Source organism: Paraburkholderia sp. J8-2 (genome assembly GCF_905220195.1).
Lineage (GTDB): Bacteria > Pseudomonadota > Gammaproteobacteria > Burkholderiales > Burkholderiaceae > Paraburkholderia.
Window position 1 is genome coordinate 85721 of record NZ_CAJMZA010000010.1, and the last position, 18681, is coordinate 104401.

Here is an 18681-nt window from a genome sequence, read left to right on the forward strand (position 1 = left end):
GGCCCTTACATCGAGGGAACAACGGTTGCGGTCAGCATCACCACCTGGAAGGTGCGCGACTTGTTCCACGAACCGGTGATACCCGCGAGGCCGCCGTTCGTTGTGCTGTCAGCGGTGTCCGTGACCGCGCCATACAGGACGACGGTCTGTCCGTCCGACAGCGCGATCGTCTCGTCATCCTTGCTGCCGATCGTGTGGGCGAGCTGGATCGCCTGCTGCGTCTGGCCCGAGCCTGCGCCCGCCGACGTGAACGGACCGTTCTGCTTCGAACTGTCACGCCAGTACGCGAGCAGGATCTGGTTGTGATCGTTGACCGCCGGCAGGATGTGCAGGAAGTCGCCGGTCGTAAGCGTCCCGGGCGTGAGGCCCACCACGCCGCTCGACGTGCCGGTGATGCTCCCCGACGAAGGTGAGGTCGTGCGGAGGTAGTCGTCGCTCTGGAAGTTGGCCACCGACACCGGCAGGCCATTGAGCGTCAGCTTCGAGATGGTGTTGTCGGAGATCGTGCGGCCGTACTGGTTCAGGCCGTTGATGACCGCGTTCGTGCCCGAGAAGGGTGCGTTCGCCTGCAGGACAGAGAGGCCAACGGTGCCGCCGCCCGAGGACAACGACGTCGGCGAGGTGAAGCTCACCGCCCACTTGGCAAGGCCGCCCTGGATGCTGTTGTAGACGATATCCGCGTTCACACCCGCCTGACTGCCGCGGTTCAGTGCAATCTGGATCGTGCGCACGCGCAGCATCACCTGACGCGTGGAGATCGCGTTCTCGCGCTTGAGCATCTCTCCCATGCGATCTGCCGCTTCCCTCGTGTCGTAGACGATCACGAGGCGGCTCTGCGGATTCACGGTGATGCGCCCCATCGGAGACTTCAGCTGGTTCAACGTGTCCTCAATCGACTTGATCTGGTCAAAGTCGCCCTTGCGCCCGCTCGAGGTCTTTGCCGAGAACGAACCGGTGTCCGTGCTCGCACCGCCCGTCGAACCTGTTGACTGGTTGCCCGTCGACGTGTCCGTGCCCTTGGACATCCGCGATTCGATCGAGACGGTGCCAGGAATCGCGGCGATCTGGTACATGCGCGTGACAAACCGGGTGATGTTGATGGTCGAGCCGTCGAAGGACCAGTCGAGACCGAGGTCCTCCGTGACGTCGTGCAGATAACGGCCGATCGCGCACGATTCGCACACCTGGTCGTACACGGGGATTTCGGACGTTTTTGCGCCGAAGTTTGCCTGCGTGGTCTTTCCGTCGCTCGACGCTCGCGGAATCAGGCTGTCGCGCGGAATGTAGACGTCGGGACTCACGCGCACCGGATAGCCAGACGCATTCGACACGAGCGTTGCGAGCGTTTTCATGTCGAGCTTCGGCGGGAACGTGACCTTCTTCTCGCGGAACACGGCAGGCAGCGTGGCCTCATACGCGAGCGGCACGGGACGATCACCGAGAAACGCGCTGGGGACATCCTCAACGAGCGGAATGCCGTTGCCGGCGCCGTTCAGTGCGGTGCTCGCGGTTGCATTCGCCTGGTCGTATGCACCGTTGACATCGTTTTGCGTGACGGCGCAGCCAGCGAGTGCTACGGCGGTCGCAGCAGCGATCAGGGTACGGATGGGGTAGAGGCGCATGATCAGTCCTTGCAGTTGGCCGCGCGGGCGATCACGCGAATGACGTTGTTGGTGTGCCTGCAGACGCGCGCGGGCGTTCGCATGTGGTCGGTTGCCTGCATGACCTGGGTGAGCACCGAACGGAAGTCGCCGGTGAACATCGCGTTGAATTCGACCGGCAGGTCATCGTCGATCTTCCAGGCGAGCTGCCAGCCCTGGGTCTGCAGCCAGCGGTCGAGCGCGTTACGCAGGTTCGTGTCCTGCGGGGTGATCGAAAAAGAAACCGTGCCGGTCGGTTCGCCGTTCACAGCGCCCGGAAGCACCACCGTCTTCACGTCAGCGAATACTGGAGCCGAAGCCTGCGGCGTGGCAGGCGTGAGCGGTGCAGCCGAGGCGAGGATCGTCGGCGCGACGGGCGCCTGGCCAGACACCGGCGCGGCAGCGGGTTGCTGACCCGGCGCAGCGGCGCCCGCGCTTGCCGGCTGCGGCGCGGCACCAGTGCCACCGCCGAGCATCTGCCAGCCATCGCCCGCGGGCACTGGGACCTTCGACTGGTCGGGCTCCATGGCCGCAGTCGCCATCGTCACGGCGCTACCGAGCACCAGTGCAAGCAGGGCCTGCGCAATCGTCCGGGTTCGAGCGCCGGAGTCCTTCGGGAAATGTTTGCTCATGATATTTAGTGGCCCTGCAGGCGTCGGTAGATCGAATTGGCGTAGACGAGCTGGCGTGAGCTCGAGGTCGCGTTGTACGCGCCGACGGCTTTCCAAGTCGGCCCGAACTGGCGGAAGTTCGAGGCGAGAATCCAGGTGCCCACGTAGGCATTCACGCAGGCGTTAAAGAGGTGCTCGCGCTGGATGCCGAAGCGCGCGAGCTTCGGAAGCCACGAGGAGTTGATCTGCATGAGGCCGATGTCCTCGCTGCCGTTCGCGTTGACGTTGACCGCGTTCGCGCGCATACCGGACTCCTGTTGAGCGATCGCGCGCACGAGACGCGGGCTGATATGCCGGTAGGCCGCAGCGTCGTCGATGCAGTCGGCACGCGTCACCGCGGGCGCGATGAGAAGCGCGACAACAGGAAGGAGCACGTAGCGCATCACGACGCCGCTCCCACCGTTGCCCCGGCGCGCTCGAAGTACTTCACGTCGTGACGTCGCAGCACACTCACCGTGTTGCCGTCGGCTGTGACGATGAACTGCTCCGAGGTGCCGTTGAACTTGTAGAAACGGCCCTTCTGCTCACCCGAGCCCAGGTGATGAACGTCCGCGACGGTGACGTCGATCACGGTCGGCGCGAACTTAAAATACGTCTGCCCGGCTTCATCGAACACAGCTTCGAGATGCGCGCCGTTGCCAGCCGGGAAGTCATAGACCGTGCCCGAATTGCGTGCGACTTCGACGCGATGCGTGGCGTCGGAAACCGTGAAACGCTCTGCACGATCGATCGTCATGACGCCGCTAGAAGCGTCCCACTTCGGATGCAGCGACACGCCATCGCCCGAGACGAACTTCAGATCCTTCGGCTTTTCCGCAAAGCGGATCTGCGTATGCGCATCGTCGCCATCGCGGATCGCGTTCGCACCGAAGTACTTCGCGAGCAGCGACTCCGCGGGCGGCGCGGCAGTGTCCGACGACGCCGCCACCGGGTCGGCATGCGTTACCGTTGCGACTGCGTAGGCGAGCGCACCGGACTTCTCCACTTCGCGGCGCAGGCGCACATGGCGGCTGTCGAAGTCGACGTCTGCATAGAGGCCGCTCTGCGTCATCAGACGGTCAAGCGCATGCATCCAGTTCTCGCCGGGCTGCGTCTCGAAACGGTTGGCAGCGGTCAGGTCCACGTCCTTCTGCGCGGAGCCGCTCCAGCCCTGCGGCACGAGCGCCTTGACGATGGAGCCCACCGGCATCGTGGCGTTCAGGCTTCGCACGGGCTCGAGCGCGCCCCGTTCGCCGACGAGTGCGAGGCGACCGCTGAAGCCGGAAAAGGCCACCGGCTGGTCATCGCCCGCGCCGGGCACCACGCCGTGGCCGCCGATGAACGCATTCGCTCGGTTCCATGTCGCGACGGCTGGATGACCCGCGACGCTGAACTGGATCGTTGCGGGCGTGCCCTCAACCACGATGTAAGGACCTTCCTGATGGCTGCCCGCGACCGAGATCGTCTGTCCCGCACGCGGCTGGATGTAGGTCTTCGATCCGTCGTTGAAGACGAGCGCCGGGCGCTCCGCGATGCCACCTGCGATCTCGTAGTCGAAATCAAACGGATCGGTATTCGCCGCCAGAGCGAGGTGTGCTGCACTGATGGCGCACAACGTCGCGAAAGTAAGAAGCCTGCGCGTCATAGTCCGGCCTGGATCTGGTTGAGGTTGCGCACGAAGCGCGCGAGGTAAGCACTGCCTGGCACCGGGTTGGCGCTGTGGTAGTACGCAATGGCCTTCGCGATGGAATGCGTGCGGCTGTAGTTCTCGTTGAGAATGTCTTCCGCGACGTGGATGTTCGTTGCGGGCGCAAGGGCATCCCACGGCGAAGCGAAGCGCTGCCGGTGGTAGCACCAGTTCACCTGCATGATTCCGACGTCGAAGTCGCATCGGCCAGCCGCGATGAGCGCGCGGATCGCACCGTATGCGTCATCGCGCGAACGGAAAAAGAAACCGCGACCGGCGACGTTCAACGTCCACGGCCAGGCGCGGCCCTTGTAGGCCGACTCGTTCAGGGCGATGCCCGCAAGCACCTTGGGATCGACGCTCGTATGCATCAGCGCGAACGGTGTCTCTGCCCTGGCGCACGCCCAGCCGCCGCGGCCCTCCGTAATCGCAGCCTGTGCATCGTCGTCAAGTTCCGTGGGTTGAAGCCAGCCACTTCGAACCATGAGCCCCGCGAGCGACACATCGCGCGCATCGACGGAGACGGTCACGCCCTGTTCCGGTGTGCTGCGCACAGTCTGGCCAACGAGTGGCGTGGCCCACGCGCCGAACGCGGCCAGTCCGCAATACAGCACGGGCGTACCGTCCAGTGCGGCAACCTCGCGCGCACCGTTTGATGCCAGCACAAGCGATACCGGGCTGATGAGTTGCGCAATGGAGGCTGCGTGCGCCGCACCAGCCACGAGCGCGGATGTCGCGAGAAAGCCAAGTACGCGCCTAACCACGATACGGCTCCAGGTGGATATCGCGGTTCACCTTGATCATGAAGCGCTGGCCCGGCTTGATCGTGATCGTCGGCGGAATGTTCTGGTAACGGTTCAGGATGGACTGCGAGGTCTGGGCGGCAACCTGGCCTGCCGTGTTGCCCACCTGCGTAACGCCCAGCGGTCCAGTCGTGGTCGAACTCGTGTCGCTGGTGAAGTGGTTGAGCAGGATCGCGGTCAGGAACGACGCACCGAAAATTTTCAGGAAGTGGTTGTTCACGTCGCCTGAAAACCCGGCGTAGCCGTTCTGGTCGGCACCCTCAGAGCCATAGAGCGGCACCTGCTTGCCGTTGGGCAGACGCATTTCGGTCGCCGCGACGAGGATGCTTTCCTGCCCTACCTTGATGTCGCTCTGGTACGGCGCGTTGATCATGGTCCCCTTGGGGATCATCAAACACGTACCCGTCACGCTGTCGTAGATGTCCTGCTCAACCATGAGCGCCGCCGTACCGGGGCGGTCCGAGTTCTCCCCCTCCATGACCAGCACGCCGATGTGATGCGGCGGCGAAAGCGTGCAGGAACCCGACTGGCCGACGAAGCCAGCACTGAGAAATCCCTCGCCCGAGGCGGACTGCGCCCTAGCGTCCTTGAGGAAATCCAGATCGCGGTCCGCGGATGATGTCCTGGCGTTGCCCTGCCCCATCGCGGCCGCAAGCACTTTTGCCTGCGCGTCCGCATTGCCGGCTGCGGCCTGCTGGGCGGCGATCTGCTGCAGCGCCATCTGCTGCGGCGTCAGGATGCCGTTGACGCCGCCCGCGTTCTGCGTGTCTGCCGGCGCCTTGACCTTGACGCCGGGAATGAAGATCGGTGATGCATAAACGTTGTCTTCCTTCGCGTTTGTGGACAGGTCTGCGGTACGCGATCCGGCTTCGAACTGATCGAGCGACAACGCCGGCTTCGAGCCCGCGGCCTGAGGCGCAGATGCTCCAGCGGCCGCCTTGCGCGCACGCTCTTCATCGCGTCGCGCTGCGGCCTGCTGATCGCTGATGATCCGGTCGATGTCGTTCCCGCTGGGTCCGTGATCGACGGAGGCAGCGGCCTTCGCTGCCTTGTCATCTTTCGCCTGCTGCTCGGCCTTGTCGCTCGCCTTCGACTGGTAGTAGTAGCCCATCGCGCCGATGAGCACGGCGAAGATCGCGCCCACAGCTACGAGCGCGTTGCGGGGCGACTTGCCCTTGACGACGCGGTCCTGGTCGGAGGTCGGGGAGGAGTTCTGCGTCGACATGCGCTCAGAACCCGAAGAGGCCTGGGCGACGGCGCGTGATCGTCACCTCATCGTTCGCCGCGCGCAGCACGATCTTGTCCGCCATCTGCTGGACCACGATGTACTGGCCGCGACGGATGAAGTTCGGGCTCACGTCGTCGCCGTGATCCTTGACGATCGGCACCGCAAACGGTGCGTCCGCAGGCAGGCGCAGCCACACGGCCTTTCCGTCGTCGAACACGGTTTCCGGCTTGAACGGCGCAGACCCGTCTACCTTGTAGTCAAAATTGAGCTTGTCGGGCGAGACGCCGAGGGGGCCGGTGTCATTCGGTCCACCGGCACCAGCCGCCATGCTGGTCCCATCCGCGTTGTCACGCGCTCGGACCTTTGCCATCAGCGACTCGGCATAGTGAAAGCGCACGCTTTGATAGAAGAGCCCGCCCACAGGCGACGAGACGAGCGTCATGTCGTACTCGCGCATGTTGGTCGTGAGGTGGAGGGTGTTGACGAGTCCCGGCTTCACCGGCTTGATATAGACGTGGTTCGCGCCGTCCGTGTCGATGATCCACTGCACGGAGTCACCCATCGCCGGGTCGGTGACCAGCTTTTCGCCCGTCGCCAGCTCGATGGTCGTGAGCTTCAGCGGCGCGGCCATGATGCGGAAGATCTGGTCGCGGCTGTAGTTGAAGACAACGATGCGCGCGTCGTTGGGCATCGTGACCGGATCGGTGCCGGTGTTGTACGGATTCACCGGACTCATCGGGTCGCCCAGGATGGCGCCCACATCAAGCGAACCGGCGGCCGCGGTAACTTTTCGCGCGGCAAGCGCGGGATGGGAAATCGCCAGCGCGCAAGCGAGCGCGGCAAGCGGCAGCAGTGAGCGGGATGCCGGGATCGTCATGCGGTTTTCTGGAGCGTGAAGAACGGGAAGTAGATCCCGAAGGGGTTTGTGCCGACCGCATCGTCAGAACTCGCCGGGAGAATCTGGTAGCGCAGTGTGAGCGCGTAGCGTTTGTCGACCGGCTTGTCAGCGGGAAACTGAGTCGTAGAGGTCGTGAACTCGACCACGACGGTCGAATCGTCCAGCACGGAAACGCTGCTGACCTTCACCTCGCGAACGAGCTTCGGATTGCGCGTGATCTCCTGAAACGGCGCATCGTCCTTGAGCCATGCCGCGAACTGATTCTTGCCGTTGTCGACCATTTGCGACTTGACCGAGTTGATGTTGCGGGCAAGGCGCGAGGTCTCGATGGTGGGCGATAGCACCGGCTCAATCGTGAACCAGCGTTGTACTGACTCGGTGACGGACGAACGCAACGCCTGATCGTCAGGCTTGTACGCTGCGAGTTGCCGGACGAGCGGACGGCCACCAGCGTCGGCGGATATGCCGTAAGACTTCACGACCGAAGGCGGCGGTTGCCGTGTCCAGACTGCCCCGGCCGCGACCGCCGCCAGTACAAAGCAAAGCAGCTTCCAGTGGTTCGCCTCGACACGCAGGCGCGTACCGCGGTCGAAGACGACCTTTTCGGGATCTTCTTCGGAATACCCTCCCGGTGCGGTGGAGAGAGCGATGTCTTTACGGGAACGACGAAGGAAGGGCATGACGCGCGCGGACTGTGGGCTCGCGTCAATTGAATCAGTCCGGGCTTGGTGCTCCCGGAGCAAAAGACAAGCTATTTTGCATACGATTGCGGCCGCTGCGTTTTGGAAGCAGCTCCGTTTAGGCGCCTAAACGCTTAAACCCGGAATGGCGCAGTTTTTGTGTAGCTTTTGCCCCGAGCCCAGATGTGCGGAGCTGGCAACCTGTGGTTCAAACGGTTCACGCTTTCGATTTCAGACAAAACCCTGTTAAAACATGAGCTTATTGAAAATGGCGAGGCGTTTTCGTTTAGGCGCCTAAACGGCATCTTTGCGGATCTCGTAGCAATTCTCGGTCTTTTACCTACAATCGATACGATTACTCTAGTCTTAATGGCAAATCGAGGGGAAAACGCTGCTTCCACGCTTCCCGGCTTGACACTAACTCAAGGCAATTAAGCTTTGAAGATCCGACAACGATCACAATCATGGAACCCACATTCAATCCCAAGTCGATCCCGAACAAAGTAACGGCCATCGCTGTCCAGGCGAGAATGCGCGCCAACGCCGCCTCGCATTACGAGCTTGGCCTCTTTTATCAAGCTATGCTCAAGAGACGCCTGTGGTCGTCACACCGTGATCTGGCAGAATCATTTGGCACTTCCAGACCGAACGTCTCGAAGGCGATCGCTCTGGCGCGCATTCCTTCAGAAGTCGTCGACGCTATTGGTGGGGCGAAGCACATCAGCTTCCGCATTGGTGCACTTTTGTTGGGCGCGATCGATAAGATTGGCGAAGCACTGTTCATCCGAAGAGCGCGCGAGGCCGTACGTGTCGGTTACACCGCGGTGGACGACATTCTGGAGTTTGCCGTGTTTGATCGAATCCCGCAGCGCACGCCGAACAAGATTCAAGTTCATTTGGCGCGCGACAAAAAATCTTTACGCGTAGACATTCCCGATCTCGACGAACTGCTACCGCATCTTCCGCGAGTGGAGGCGTTTATTTCAACGGCCTTCGTCATGTTTAAATCGGTGCTTGCAGCCGACGTCGCCGCTGCGGCTGAGAAAGCTCAGCGCCGGCTAAAAACGAAAACGCCGAGCCCGAGAGCCAAGTCGAGGTGAGACGTCAAGCGGCATCGCCAAGGTCAAGACGGCTCTGTGGATGTTGGATGAACTGAAAGTCCAAGGAATTTACCGCGCGCCCGAGCTTTACGGATTTCCAACTGATCACGAGATCGGCCTTCGAGTTCAGTTCGTTCACCGCCATCTCGATCACTCGACGCTTGATGTCGGCAAATCGATACGTGTCCGGTATCTCCAGCACGTTGCGAAAATCCTCTAGCGTGATCAACAAACGACCGCGGTTCAGCTCACGCAGAAGCGGCTCCAAGAGTACAGCGACTGAAGGCCCCGCGCAAACTCGACGACTTGCGATGGCTGGCGCCGTCGACAGCCTGGAAAGAATCCTCCACGTCCACGGCGAGATGGATTCTGACACTAGCGAGCCCTACCCTTGCTGGTTCGTGATTTGTTAAACACGAAGCCAGCAAAACCGTCCCGGAGATCCGGATACTTCCCGAACATATCCTCGGACAGATCCGACGTCACATCCATTCCCAACCGACGCACGGTAAGCTTTCCCGCCGCGCTCGCCTTAAAGGCTCTTCGCCATTCATCCCGCTGCCTTGGCGCCGCCTCGTTGTACAGCTCCCAGCCGCGACGCACTTCGTCAACGATGCGGTTTTGAGCATGCACGTCTTGAGCTGCAAGTTGCAACGCGAGACGAGTCTCAACATGCTCCTTCGCTACGATTTCGCGCTGCTCTGTCAACGCAAGACTGTTCTGAATCTGGACCATCTGACGCTCAGCATCAGAAACGATCCACCCTTCTTTCAGGGCCTTCATAAAAAAGCCCGCAGGGCTCTTCGATACCTTGCCGAGCTTAAGACTGAATCGTGTTCTTTCGATTGCCTGTTCCAGGCGCTCGTCGTTGTATGTGTCACGGTCCGATGCGATCTGGCTGAACTGGGCACTCGACAATCCAAACTCTTGCTTCAAGGTCTGATAAAGCACTTGAGCTTGTTCATGCGAATGCAACAGACGCTCACCCATTTCTTTGCGCTCGATCCGAAAGCGCAGGCGACCTATCTTCCTCGATCCCGGTTCATTCCGTGTCTCGTACGACAAAGCAATGTCAGAGACCTCGTTTATCTGATCCACGGCCGGAGTAAGCCAATCGCGCTTGAAATATTTGAACTCGCTTGCTTTCGCACCCATCGAGCCTTGCCATGAGCGCAATTCTTCGAGCGTAAACCATTCCGTTAGACCCTCGTCGGCATACGGCAGCAGCCGGTCGTACATTACACGTGCGTAGCTCAGACTGAAAAGTGAGGTAATGCGAAGACTTAGCCAATGGGACTTCCCCGGGCCGCGAATTATCCCAATGAGATCAGGCGGGACGCGAAATTGAAAGCGTCCGCCGGTATAGGAAATGCGGCCGATCAGCTGAACCGATCCGAAGGGCTTCGTTCCGTCAGCCTCCGCGTCGGCGGTTGCTTGAATCAACGCCCGTTGCGCCTCAGTAATAACTTGCTCCAGATGCGAATTATTGCGGCTGGAGTAGCGCATGAGCCACTTGAAGTAATCGAGCTCCACGTCGTAGAGATCGTGAACATCGTTCTCTTGCGCGACGATGAAGTACGCGGCATCGATCAATCGACGCGCGGCAACGCCTAAGTCAACTATGCGGATAAGGACGTTCTTTCGTGCAAAGCCGATATCGGATCGCGCGGCTTCGACCGGCAAGTCTTCCGCGTTCGCGTCGTCAAACAGGGCCAAGGCCAATTGCCTGGATGTGGCCACTTGCCCCGCTGTCGTCATTCCGGCTCCCCTCGTTCTCCTTGACGTTCGAGCGGTACGGTACCGACCGCAAGGTGCGCTGTCAACACAGATCACCTCACCTTTCGCCGCACTTCTTCACAAAACGCCTCACCTTAACCGCATTCAGATCACAATTCACCTCACCTAAGCAGCCCAATTACTTCACCTTGCGACCCAATCCTCCTCACTTTGTCGTGGTAAACGGCTCACCGTAGTGCTCAATTCACAGCACCTTTGGCACAGAACGTCTCACCTTGCAGCGCTAAGTCATTGATTTTATTTTGGAGGACCCAATTTGTTAGTGGTTTGTCGGTTCTTTGTTTACAAGAAATACAAACAACCAAGCCAGCCAAGAAACGAGCCGGGATTTCCGAGACGCATTTGATCCATGCGGGCGTCAGTGCCCGCAAAACAGCAAGCGCAAGCAGGAGCATGGTGGTCCTCAAGGTGAGGAGATTTGTGTTTTGCATGAAAGCTAGCGTAAATCGGCGGCTTTTCGATGGCCAAGGTGAGGTGTTTTGTGTTGACACACCTGCCCGAGTGATCAGGCTTTCGTGCGCTTGCTAATCGGTCGTACGGACGCTACCTCTTACTTGTATCTCGCAATGATGCTAAGTATTTGAAAATTATACGGTTTCTATGAAATAACTCCGCCGCAGATGCGACATGATCGAATGTGATGGTAATTCTCCGGCGCGGCTAGTATTCTACGCTTCGACTAACGAATGAAGCCGAACCGTGGAAATGCTCGGTGATCGTTTAGAAATCACCTCACCGTGAACAAAAAGGAATTTACCGTATGAATTTGAGCGAGCTACCGGGCATCGATCGACGCGTCAAACTCTCCGACTTCAGCGAGTTCGCAGAGCGACTACGTGTCATGACCGACGAACTGCGTGATCAGATACTGGCTCCTCGACCGCGGAAAACCGCCCCGCTGTTCACGATCGGCGAACTCTCCGAACTCTGTGGAGTGGACCGCCAGAAAATCAACTATCTCGCGACGAAGGAAGGCAGTGATCTGCCGGCGGGCGAGACGCATGGCACGGGGCGAGCAAGAATTTTTTCGCTGAAAGATGCACGGAGCTGGGTACAAAAGGTTTCGGCGATCTACCAGACGCCTCTCGTAACGGGCACGCGCGAACAGCGTGGGCGTGTATTGACCACGGCGAACTTTAAGGGGGGATCTTGCAAGACCACGACCTCTATGTGTCTTGGACAGGGCCTCAGTCTGCGCGGTCGCAAGGTGCTCATGATCGATCTTGATCCTCAGGCCTCCCTGTCTGAGCTCTGCGGACTGTACGCCGAAAAGGATATTACGTGGGAAGACACTGTGTTGCCCTACATCTATGAGCCGACGATCGAGGGGGGCTTAGGATCCAAAGTTCAAAGCACGTATTGGGACGGACTTGACGTTATCCCCGCGCACAACTATTTGCACGATGCCGAGTTTCATCTGCCTGCGGCCCAGAAGACTAGCCCTGGTTTCGAGTTTTGGTCGGTGCTACGCAAAGGCATTGAGCCACTGCGCGCCCAGTATGACTACATCATTCTGGACACGGCACCGTCGCTGTCATACATGACGTTGAATGGATTGATGGCGGCTGATTCGATGGTTATGCCGCTAGTCCCGGAAAGCTTGGATTTCATATCCTCAGCATCCTTCTGGTCGCTGTTCGCAGAGGTTGCCAATGGTTTTGCTGCGCACGAGGTGGATAAGACCTATGACTTTGTATCGGTCCTACTCTCGAAGGTGGACTACGGTACAACATCGTCGGCGCCGGTGGTGCGGTCTTGGTCGCAACGAGCCTACGGTGACTGGCTTCACACAACGGAAATTCCCGCGAGTTCAGTCATGAGCAATGGCGCGCTCGCTTTTTCGACGGTGTTCGATTTGTCGCGCGCGGACACCGTTGCGAAAACCCTTGCTCGGGTTAAACAGCCGCTTATGGATTACTGCAAATGGATTGATGACCAGTACGTCGCTCAGTGGAGGTCGGGACAATGAGCAGCTTGCGTGATCGCATGATGGCTAAGACGGCGGACGTTCGGGCAGCGAAGGACATCCAGCTCGAGCCACAACAGGAGAAAAACAAGGCTCCGCTCACCGCGCCTGGAATGGCAGGTGCACTTGCTCAGGCTCAAAAGCGGATAACCGAACTGGAAAAAGCGGGCCCCGCTTCTGAGGTTAAGGTTGCCGAAATTGTGCCGAATCCGTGGCAGCCGCGACAGGTTTTTGCTGAAGCTAAGCTCACGCAGCTCGCGGAATCGATTCGGGAGGCTGGTCTCGTTCAACCGATCGTTGTTCGGCGAAATGGCTCGGGTTACCAAATCGTCGCAGGTGAGCGGCGCTGGCGTGCTCACAAGATGATCGAAAAGGAGACGATCAAGGTCTTGGTTGTCGACCTCTCTGACGAAGAGATGGCCATGCTTGCTCTCGTCGAGAACGTCGCGCGTGAGGATCTATCTGACTACGAGATTTCGCGTTCGATTCGTCGAACCGAGAAGGAGTTTCCGAACCGCAAGAGAATGGCAGAGGCGTTGGGGATTTCTCGCTCTGAGCTTTATCGCTATCTCGCGTTTGCTGAACTGCCCGACTTCATCATTAGGGATCTCGACGTACAGCCTCGGTTGCTTGGAGCGCATGCGGCACAGAATGTGGTGTCTGCGCTTCGTGAGCAGGGGCCGAAAGCGAGTGAACTCGCCAGTGAAGTTTGGGCAAAAGTCGTTGCTGGGGACCTAGACCAGACGAAGTTAGCGAAAGCGATCAAGCAGGCGATAGACGACGATGGCAAGAATGCGGCGAACGTCAGTGATCGCAGCATCGACAAGATTTTCGCAGGCGGGAATCAGGCTGGCTCGATCACGAAAGATTCAGTTGGTCTTACGGTGAAGATCAGGGCCGGAATGCTCACGGACGAAAAGGAAAAGCAGATTCGCGAGCTCATTGCGCAACTTTTCGCCAGCGCCCCGTAATCGCGTGATGCCCCCCAAGTAGAAGGCCCGACTCGTCGGGCTTTTTTTTCTTGTGAGATCGGACTGGAAATACGATGCCGGCAAGCTCTCCAAACCTGCGTGCTCGAATTGGGCGCCTCTGGCTCGGGTAATTTCGGCCTCGACGCGCCGTGACATGCAAGCGTTGTGAAACTGCGCTCTGTCCGACGTTCGCATTCCTTCTCAGCGTTGGCCTGCGCAGAACCCGTGTCTCCATTGGAGACACACGGAAACCCATGCGGCTGTGTCCTTGATGAACGTGCACAGGCCGTGGTGCGGTCGAATGCGACCCCTGGTGCACGTTGCGAGAACCAGAGATACATGTTTCAGACACTCCGCGACGGAGTAGCCCGGCTGACCGACGGCACATAGGGTTAGCCGTCGGTCGGCGAGGCGTCTACATCGGTGAGATACCAGCAAGGCATTAATTATGGCGTCGTGAATAACGATTGGCCGCCCCAACGGACGACGCATCGACATGCCCCACATGGACGCCTGCGGGCACAACGCTCAACGGCACTGGCTTCCCGAAACGGACAACACCACGGGTGAGCAATTCACTTGAACATCTCCTGGACGGGCGAGTGTCTCCAATGGAGACAAGGTTGCTGTGGCACGCGCGGGCAGTGAATGAGCCCGGTAGTTGGCTGTCGCCGCGTCCCAAAGTCAGACAAGATCCGGACCAGTCGCTACTGAACGCCCCGTATGAAATTTCGCCGAGCATCCGTTGAATAAAGAGTGTCTCCACTGGAGACACTCTCGCCGCGCCATTCGTGAGCCCCATAGCTACGCGTGTTGAGCCAAGGTAATTAACATACGGAACATCTGCGCGTGCGCCGCCGCCGTGTTGAGTCCACCTTGGACGAGAAGACGGTGAACTACTCAAACATAAGCGCACTGCCAGTGGTTCATCGCGTCAGACACACGTCCGCAGAATGCCCGGTGAAGCGCCCCGTCAGGGCGCCGGTCGCGAAAGGCCACTATTCAACGATGGTCAAACACAGAATCTGCCCCGCTTCCCTTTCGTTGCACTTCTGAAGCTCCACCGCCGCCGAGAACACGCCGCCGCGATTCAATAGGTGCCTGCGAACTTTGCTGGAATGGGGGGCAAGAGTCACGGGTCGGTACGCATCGCTAACTCCGGGATAAAGTCGGAGTTTCGCTTTGTTTCTGATCCGTCCTCCGGGGTAAAGTCGGAGCTTATCCCCGACATTCTCACCAGATGGTCTCGGCCTGGGCGTTGTTCGATGCGGTATGCGACGACCAGTGCTTGAGGTGCTCGTCGATGACGAATCACCAGCGCAACGAGCTGAGGAAATCGATCTCAATGGGGTACATGCGCTGAGCACGGTCGTGTTTCAGAGCACAAAAACGACGGGCAAGAGCCGGGCGGTTTCGATTTCTGAATCGAACCAGTATCCGCCGATGGCGGCGACACCCGCGCTCAACAGCGCAGTCGCTCCCCGCGGCCCGTACTGATAAGTGCTAGAGAAGCCTCTCGGCGATGACGTCGGCCTCCGGCAATGGGCGCGAAGGTCTCACGCCAAAATCCTATCGCCTCCTCCGAATCTCTCCCGCGTAGTGGGGCAGATTCGCGCCTCAATTGCTAGCAATAGCGAAGCGACCAATGGGGCGCGAAAGTAGTGCTGAAATGGGGAGCATAGGCCTGCGAGTACTTACTCGACCTTAACAAATACGCAATGGTCGTCGGCGGCACACGCTGGGCCGCGCTGCCGGCAGCGCAGCACCACGTCGAGCGCATTAGCTGGAGGATCTGTTGTCCAGCCATCGAGACCTCTTCAGCGCAAGAGTCATTGCAACTAACCGTCAATGACGCTACCACGCAGAAAACGCCTGACGGCGCAAGCAGCGCAAGGTGGACCCGCGACGGAAGACAAGGCAAACAAGGCAGTCGGTTTGCCAGATATCTATTGAAGCGACAGTTGAACGCGCGAGCGAGACGCGATGACTGGTCTCTCGGTAGGTCGGGCGCCGTTCCGTAGCAGAACCTTGGGGGCAAAGCGACGAAGTGTTGTAATCGCATCGCGAGCGCTTAACGCAAAATCGTGAAACATTCGGGGGGATACGCTCTCGCGCTTGAAATCCACGTGTGGCGGGGCTTTCAGACGCTCAGCACGATTCTGTTTCACGGAAGCCGAGATTAGGGGGCAGCAAATTTCGCCCGACAGGCAGCCCGCCGGCCCTAAACGTCGGTTTCGAGCTCTGCGTGTATCAGACGATACGTAATTTGTAGCAAACACCGGGCGTCGCAAACTCGGTGTTTGGCCGACCCCGTCGCCCGAGGAGGGCGGGTGTGGGTCAGTGTTGCCGTTCCGAACCGCGAATTCGAACCGCGACGCATTTATGAGTTGCAGGTTTCCTGCCTCAAGCTTCGGCAACTCCATCGGTCGATCAGCGTCCAAGACGACGCTTCCGAATTGGCGCGATTGGTCCGCAGGCCCGGCATACGAAACCGCACGCCTGATTTCCGGAGTTACCAGACTGGATGAGGTTCGCTAACGTCCTTTTTCTCTTTCGCGAGCGTCAGGCGGGACGGGAGAAGAGGGCGTGCGCCGCCGCGGCAGGATTCTCTCCGCAGTGCGGAGAGAATCGGGACATCCGGCCATGCGGGCGGGCGCGTTGCGGCGCGGCCCGGTTTCCGCCAGGATGGAGGCGACGCGCGCCCGACCGGCGCGAGCCAGACAAGAACGTTTCCCCGCATGGCCGACCGCCTCGAACTCGTTGCCCTCGCGCTGCCCGCCGGCTGCGCGCCCGAAAGTCTGCCGCCGTCCGTCGCGGCGTTCATGGCCGCCTGCTGGCCGGGCATGAGCCGCGCCCAGTTGCTGGACCGGGCGCGGCGCCTTGCCCTGCGCGCCTCGCTGCGGCTACGCCCGGAGCCGGGCCCCGACGGCACACGGTTGTATGCACTGGTCCTCATCATCGGCGGAGTGAAGGCCGAGCTCGTCGCCCATGTGCGGCGCCTGGCGCGTCGCCGCGGCGCCCGGCGCGCGAAAGTGTCGCTGCCGCCGGTGCGGGACGTGAGGCAGGCCGGGCTTTTTTGACCGATTTGATGGAGAGCGGTCCGCGCCTGCGGTGAAGATCGGGCTGCTTTCTGACGCATCGATTCGGCGCCGCTACTGTCTCGAAGGAACTCCGGCTGTCTGTAGTTTCACCACCGAGACTATTTTCACCATCCGTTGAAAGTCCCTCAACCAGTGAAATTTCTTGCGTTATTTCACTAAATACATTACTTTCAGCAAATGCTGAAAGAGGTGATTTTAATGAAAGACGACGAGACCCGCGCTCGTGAGGCGCTTCGGCGGTTGCTCGAAAAGGTTCCCATTGTAGAGATCGAGGGCATCACATCCGAAGCCGCGTCCAGCCAATCGCAACCGGACTTAGTCGCCCGACTGCTGGTTGACGGCAGACCGCGTGTGCTCGTCTGCGAGTATGAGTCGAACGGCCAGCCACGATACGCCCGCTCAGCGCTACTGGTTCTGCACGACTACGCACAGCGAACTCCACACGCCACACCCGTTTTCATGGCGCCCTATATTTCTCCCGCAGTCAGGCAACTATGCGAAGAGAAGGGCGTCGCCTATCTGGATCTGGAGGGGAACGCCCGCATTGCCTTCGGCGGCGTGTTCATCGAGCGCATCGTAGCGGAGAATTCAGGGGCCGAACAACGTGAACTCAAGTCACTTTTCAGGCCGAAATCGGCACAGGTTCTCCGCGCCATGCTGCGCGCACCTGGCCGCTCATGGCGCGTTACCGATTTGTCGGAAGTCTCCGGCGTGAGTCTGGGCCATGTCAGCAATGTGCGCACAGCACTGATCGATCGAGAATGGGCGCTGGCCTCGCCAGAGGGTCTTCTGTTGTCGAAACCAGATGAGTTGCTCGACGCATGGCGCGATAGCTACAAAGCGCCGTCAGGCGAACGCATGCGGTTTTACACCCCATTGCACGGCACCGCACTGGAGGATGCCGCCCGCAGTGTGCTCAGCACGGGCGACGGATCTGGACATGCTGCCTTTGCGTCGTTCTCGGCAGCGCATTGGCTTGCTCCTTATGGGCGCACAGGCACGCACTACTTTTACGCTGATCACGAAGGAGTGGAGAAGATGAGGGGGGCGTTGAGGCTCGCGCCCGCCTCGAAGGGAGAAAACGTGCTCATCACAGTTCCAAAAGACGCGGGTCTGCTCGCTGATACGGTTGAGCCGGCACCCGGCGCGATATGCACGGATCCTATCCAGACTTATCTGGATCTATCCATTGCCGGTGAACGCGGCGCTGAAGCCGCGGAGCATTTGCGTCGGGAAAAACTGTCATGGCCAAAATGACCACCCAGGAACCACAGTCAGCTGCGGAGTATGACGACCGCACTACCGTAGCCGTGAAGTCTGTGCTGGTCGAGATCGGTCAAATACTCGGCAGCTTCAAAGGCAAATTCGCCATCATTGGGGGGGCCGTCCCGTGGTTGCTGCTGGCCAATGAGGACATGCCGCATGTCGGCACGCTCGACGTAGATGTCGGGCTGGATGCGGAAGCACTTGGCGACGGCGAGTACGCGACCCTGGTTGGCGCACTTCAGGCCCATGGATATGCCCAGCGCGAGGGGCTTCGGCGCTTCCAGCTGGTTCGCCGAGTCCCTGCTCGCGATGGCGGCGAGGCGATCGACATTGTTGTCGACTTCCTGATGCCGCGGGATGCAGAAATCGTCAAGAACGATCCGCCGCTCGTTGCCGACTTCGCTGTGCAACGAGCCGACGGCGCCGATCTGGCGATGCGGTTCTATCAGATGGTTGCGGTTGCAGGGCCGATGCCTGACGGTGGAACGAATCGCGTGGAGATTGCGGTGTGCTCGATACCGGCGCTGCTGGCGATGAAAGGTTATGCACTCGCGGGACGCTACAAGCAGAAGGACGCTTACGACATTTACTACTGCGTCCGAAACTATCCTGACGGGATCGAAGCGTTGGCCCACGAATGTCGTCAAGTGCTCGGTCTCCCGAGCGGAAAGCGCGGCTTCGGGCACATTGCCGACAAGTTCGATAGCTTCGAAGCGTATGGCCCCACCTGCGTGAGACGCTTTGTCGAAGATACGCATGTGCTGGGCGAGCGCACGCCCGAACAGTGGCAGCAGGACGCGTTTGGACAAATTGACGCGCTGCTGCGTGCCATGGGGTTGAGGGATTGATTCGCGGATCAGACAGGATCATGGACTACGCGCGACTTCGCGAACT

17 protein-coding genes are annotated in these 18681 nt (G+C 59.9%); 7 read left to right on the forward strand and 10 right to left on the reverse strand.

All coding sequences use genetic code 11. The features are described 5' to 3' along the window. Window positions 1–5: 5 nt before the first annotated feature. From U5A52_RS22285 to U5A52_RS22320, 8 genes are read right to left on the reverse strand one after another with little or no spacing between them, the layout of a single operon-like run. Window positions 6–1622, reverse strand: coding sequence for a type II secretory pathway protein (locus U5A52_RS22285; RefSeq protein ID WP_321936235.1), 1617 nt, complete (start codon window positions 1620–1622; stop codon window positions 6–8). A gap of 2 nt (window positions 1623–1624) precedes the next feature. Then, window positions 1625–2272: a toxin co-regulated pilus biosynthesis Q family protein gene (locus U5A52_RS22290; protein ID WP_321936236.1), complete on the reverse strand. Its 648-nt coding sequence runs from the start codon at window positions 2270–2272 to the stop codon at window positions 1625–1627. Window positions 2273–2277: 5 nt separating this feature from the next. After that, a complete protein-coding gene (locus U5A52_RS22295) occupies window positions 2278–2694 on the reverse strand; it encodes a lytic transglycosylase domain-containing protein (RefSeq protein WP_321936372.1) in 417 nt (138 codons plus the stop codon). After that, window positions 2694–3935 carry a TrbG/VirB9 family P-type conjugative transfer protein gene (locus tag U5A52_RS22300; protein ID WP_321936237.1) on the reverse strand — a complete coding sequence of 414 codons (1242 nt, stop codon included), beginning with the start codon at window positions 3933–3935 and terminating at the stop codon, window positions 2694–2696. Before U5A52_RS22300 ends, U5A52_RS22295 begins: the two co-directional genes overlap by 1 nt. Then, window positions 3932–4741: a transglycosylase SLT domain-containing protein gene (locus U5A52_RS22305; protein ID WP_321936238.1), complete on the reverse strand. Its 810-nt coding sequence runs from the start codon at window positions 4739–4741 to the stop codon at window positions 3932–3934. The genes U5A52_RS22300 and U5A52_RS22305 overlap by 4 nt, the downstream gene beginning before the upstream one ends. After that, a complete protein-coding gene (locus tag U5A52_RS22310; RefSeq protein WP_321936239.1) occupies window positions 4734–6005 on the reverse strand; it encodes a TrbI/VirB10 family protein in 1272 nt (423 codons plus the stop codon). The genes U5A52_RS22305 and U5A52_RS22310 overlap by 8 nt, the downstream gene beginning before the upstream one ends. A gap of 4 nt (window positions 6006–6009) precedes the next feature. Continuing rightward, complete coding sequence (locus U5A52_RS22315) at window positions 6010–6885, reverse strand: TrbG/VirB9 family P-type conjugative transfer protein (protein ID WP_415774034.1); 876 nt, start codon at window positions 6883–6885, stop codon at window positions 6010–6012. Continuing rightward, on the reverse strand, window positions 6882–7586 hold the full coding sequence (locus U5A52_RS22320) for a type IV secretion system protein (RefSeq protein ID WP_321936240.1): 705 nt from the start codon (window positions 7584–7586) through the stop codon (window positions 6882–6884). The genes U5A52_RS22315 and U5A52_RS22320 overlap by 4 nt, the downstream gene beginning before the upstream one ends. 464 nt (window positions 7587–8050) lie before the next feature. Between U5A52_RS22320 and U5A52_RS22325 the strand changes: the two genes are divergently transcribed. Further along, complete coding sequence (locus U5A52_RS22325; RefSeq protein ID WP_321936241.1) at window positions 8051–8686, forward strand: hypothetical protein; 636 nt, start codon at window positions 8051–8053, stop codon at window positions 8684–8686. A 4-nt stretch (window positions 8687–8690) separates the two neighbouring features. Here the strand turns inward: U5A52_RS22325 and U5A52_RS22330 are convergent, their stop codons facing one another. After that, the gene (locus tag U5A52_RS22330; protein ID WP_321936242.1) at window positions 8691–8954 is read right to left on the reverse strand and encodes a replication initiation protein; all 264 of its coding nucleotides are present in this window, start codon (window positions 8952–8954) and stop codon (window positions 8691–8693) included. 107 nt (window positions 8955–9061) lie between these two features. Next, the gene (locus U5A52_RS22335; protein ID WP_321936243.1) at window positions 9062–10444 is read right to left on the reverse strand and encodes a replication initiation protein; all 1383 of its coding nucleotides are present in this window, start codon (window positions 10442–10444) and stop codon (window positions 9062–9064) included. Between the two features lie 799 nt (window positions 10445–11243). Between U5A52_RS22335 and U5A52_RS22340 the strand changes: the two genes are divergently transcribed. The 6 genes from U5A52_RS22340 (at window position 11244) to U5A52_RS22365 (ending at window position 18635) form a co-directional block, all read left to right on the forward strand. After that, window positions 11244–12452: a ParA family protein gene (locus tag U5A52_RS22340; protein WP_321936244.1), complete on the forward strand. Its 1209-nt coding sequence runs from the start codon at window positions 11244–11246 to the stop codon at window positions 12450–12452. After that, window positions 12449–13420 (forward strand): ParB/RepB/Spo0J family partition protein, encoded by a 972-nt coding sequence (locus tag U5A52_RS22345; RefSeq protein WP_321936245.1) that lies wholly within the window; start codon window positions 12449–12451, stop codon window positions 13418–13420. The genes U5A52_RS22340 and U5A52_RS22345 overlap by 4 nt, the downstream gene beginning before the upstream one ends. Window positions 13421–14704: 1284 nt before the next feature. Further along, a complete protein-coding gene (locus tag U5A52_RS22350; protein ID WP_321936246.1) occupies window positions 14705–14917 on the forward strand; it encodes a hypothetical protein in 213 nt (70 codons plus the stop codon). 1241 nt (window positions 14918–16158) lie between these two features. Continuing rightward, the gene (locus tag U5A52_RS22355; protein ID WP_321936247.1) at window positions 16159–16500 is read left to right on the forward strand and encodes a hypothetical protein; all 342 of its coding nucleotides are present in this window, start codon (window positions 16159–16161) and stop codon (window positions 16498–16500) included. A gap of 219 nt (window positions 16501–16719) precedes the next feature. Then, window positions 16720–17778 (forward strand): hypothetical protein, encoded by a 1059-nt coding sequence (locus U5A52_RS22360; RefSeq protein WP_415774035.1) that lies wholly within the window; start codon window positions 16720–16722, stop codon window positions 17776–17778. Further along, the gene (locus U5A52_RS22365) at window positions 17766–18635 is read left to right on the forward strand and encodes a hypothetical protein (RefSeq protein WP_321936249.1); all 870 of its coding nucleotides are present in this window, start codon (window positions 17766–17768) and stop codon (window positions 18633–18635) included. Before U5A52_RS22360 ends, U5A52_RS22365 begins: the two co-directional genes overlap by 13 nt. The last annotated feature ends 46 nt before the right edge of the window (window positions 18636–18681 follow it).

Coding starts and splice junctions, on each gene's coding strand:
- U5A52_RS22295 (WP_321936372.1), bottom strand. CDS start 2,694: ATGCGCTACGTGCTCCTTCCTGTTGTCGCGCTTCTCATCGCGCCCGCG.
- U5A52_RS22355 (WP_321936247.1), top strand. CDS start 16,159: ATGGCCGACCGCCTCGAACTCGTTGCCCTCGCGCTGCCCGCCGGCTGC.
- U5A52_RS22300 (WP_321936237.1), bottom strand. CDS start 3,935: ATGACGCGCAGGCTTCTTACTTTCGCGACGTTGTGCGCCATCAGTGCA.
- U5A52_RS22285 (WP_321936235.1), bottom strand. CDS start 1,622: ATGCGCCTCTACCCCATCCGTACCCTGATCGCTGCTGCGACCGCCGTA.
- U5A52_RS22345 (WP_321936245.1), top strand. CDS start 12,449: ATGAGCAGCTTGCGTGATCGCATGATGGCTAAGACGGCGGACGTTCGG.
- U5A52_RS22290 (WP_321936236.1), bottom strand. CDS start 2,272: ATGAGCAAACATTTCCCGAAGGACTCCGGCGCTCGAACCCGGACGATT.
- U5A52_RS22320 (WP_321936240.1), bottom strand. CDS start 7,586: ATGCCCTTCCTTCGTCGTTCCCGTAAAGACATCGCTCTCTCCACCGCA.
- U5A52_RS22325 (WP_321936241.1), top strand. CDS start 8,051: ATGGAACCCACATTCAATCCCAAGTCGATCCCGAACAAAGTAACGGCC.
- U5A52_RS22365 (WP_321936249.1), top strand. CDS start 17,766: ATGGCCAAAATGACCACCCAGGAACCACAGTCAGCTGCGGAGTATGAC.
- U5A52_RS22360 (WP_415774035.1), top strand. CDS start 16,720: ATGAAAGACGACGAGACCCGCGCTCGTGAGGCGCTTCGGCGGTTGCTC.
- U5A52_RS22315 (WP_415774034.1), bottom strand. CDS start 6,885: ATGACGATCCCGGCATCCCGCTCACTGCTGCCGCTTGCCGCGCTCGCT.
- U5A52_RS22340 (WP_321936244.1), top strand. CDS start 11,244: ATGAATTTGAGCGAGCTACCGGGCATCGATCGACGCGTCAAACTCTCC.
- U5A52_RS22335 (WP_321936243.1), bottom strand. CDS start 10,444: ATGACGACAGCGGGGCAAGTGGCCACATCCAGGCAATTGGCCTTGGCC.
- U5A52_RS22310 (WP_321936239.1), bottom strand. CDS start 6,005: ATGTCGACGCAGAACTCCTCCCCGACCTCCGACCAGGACCGCGTCGTC.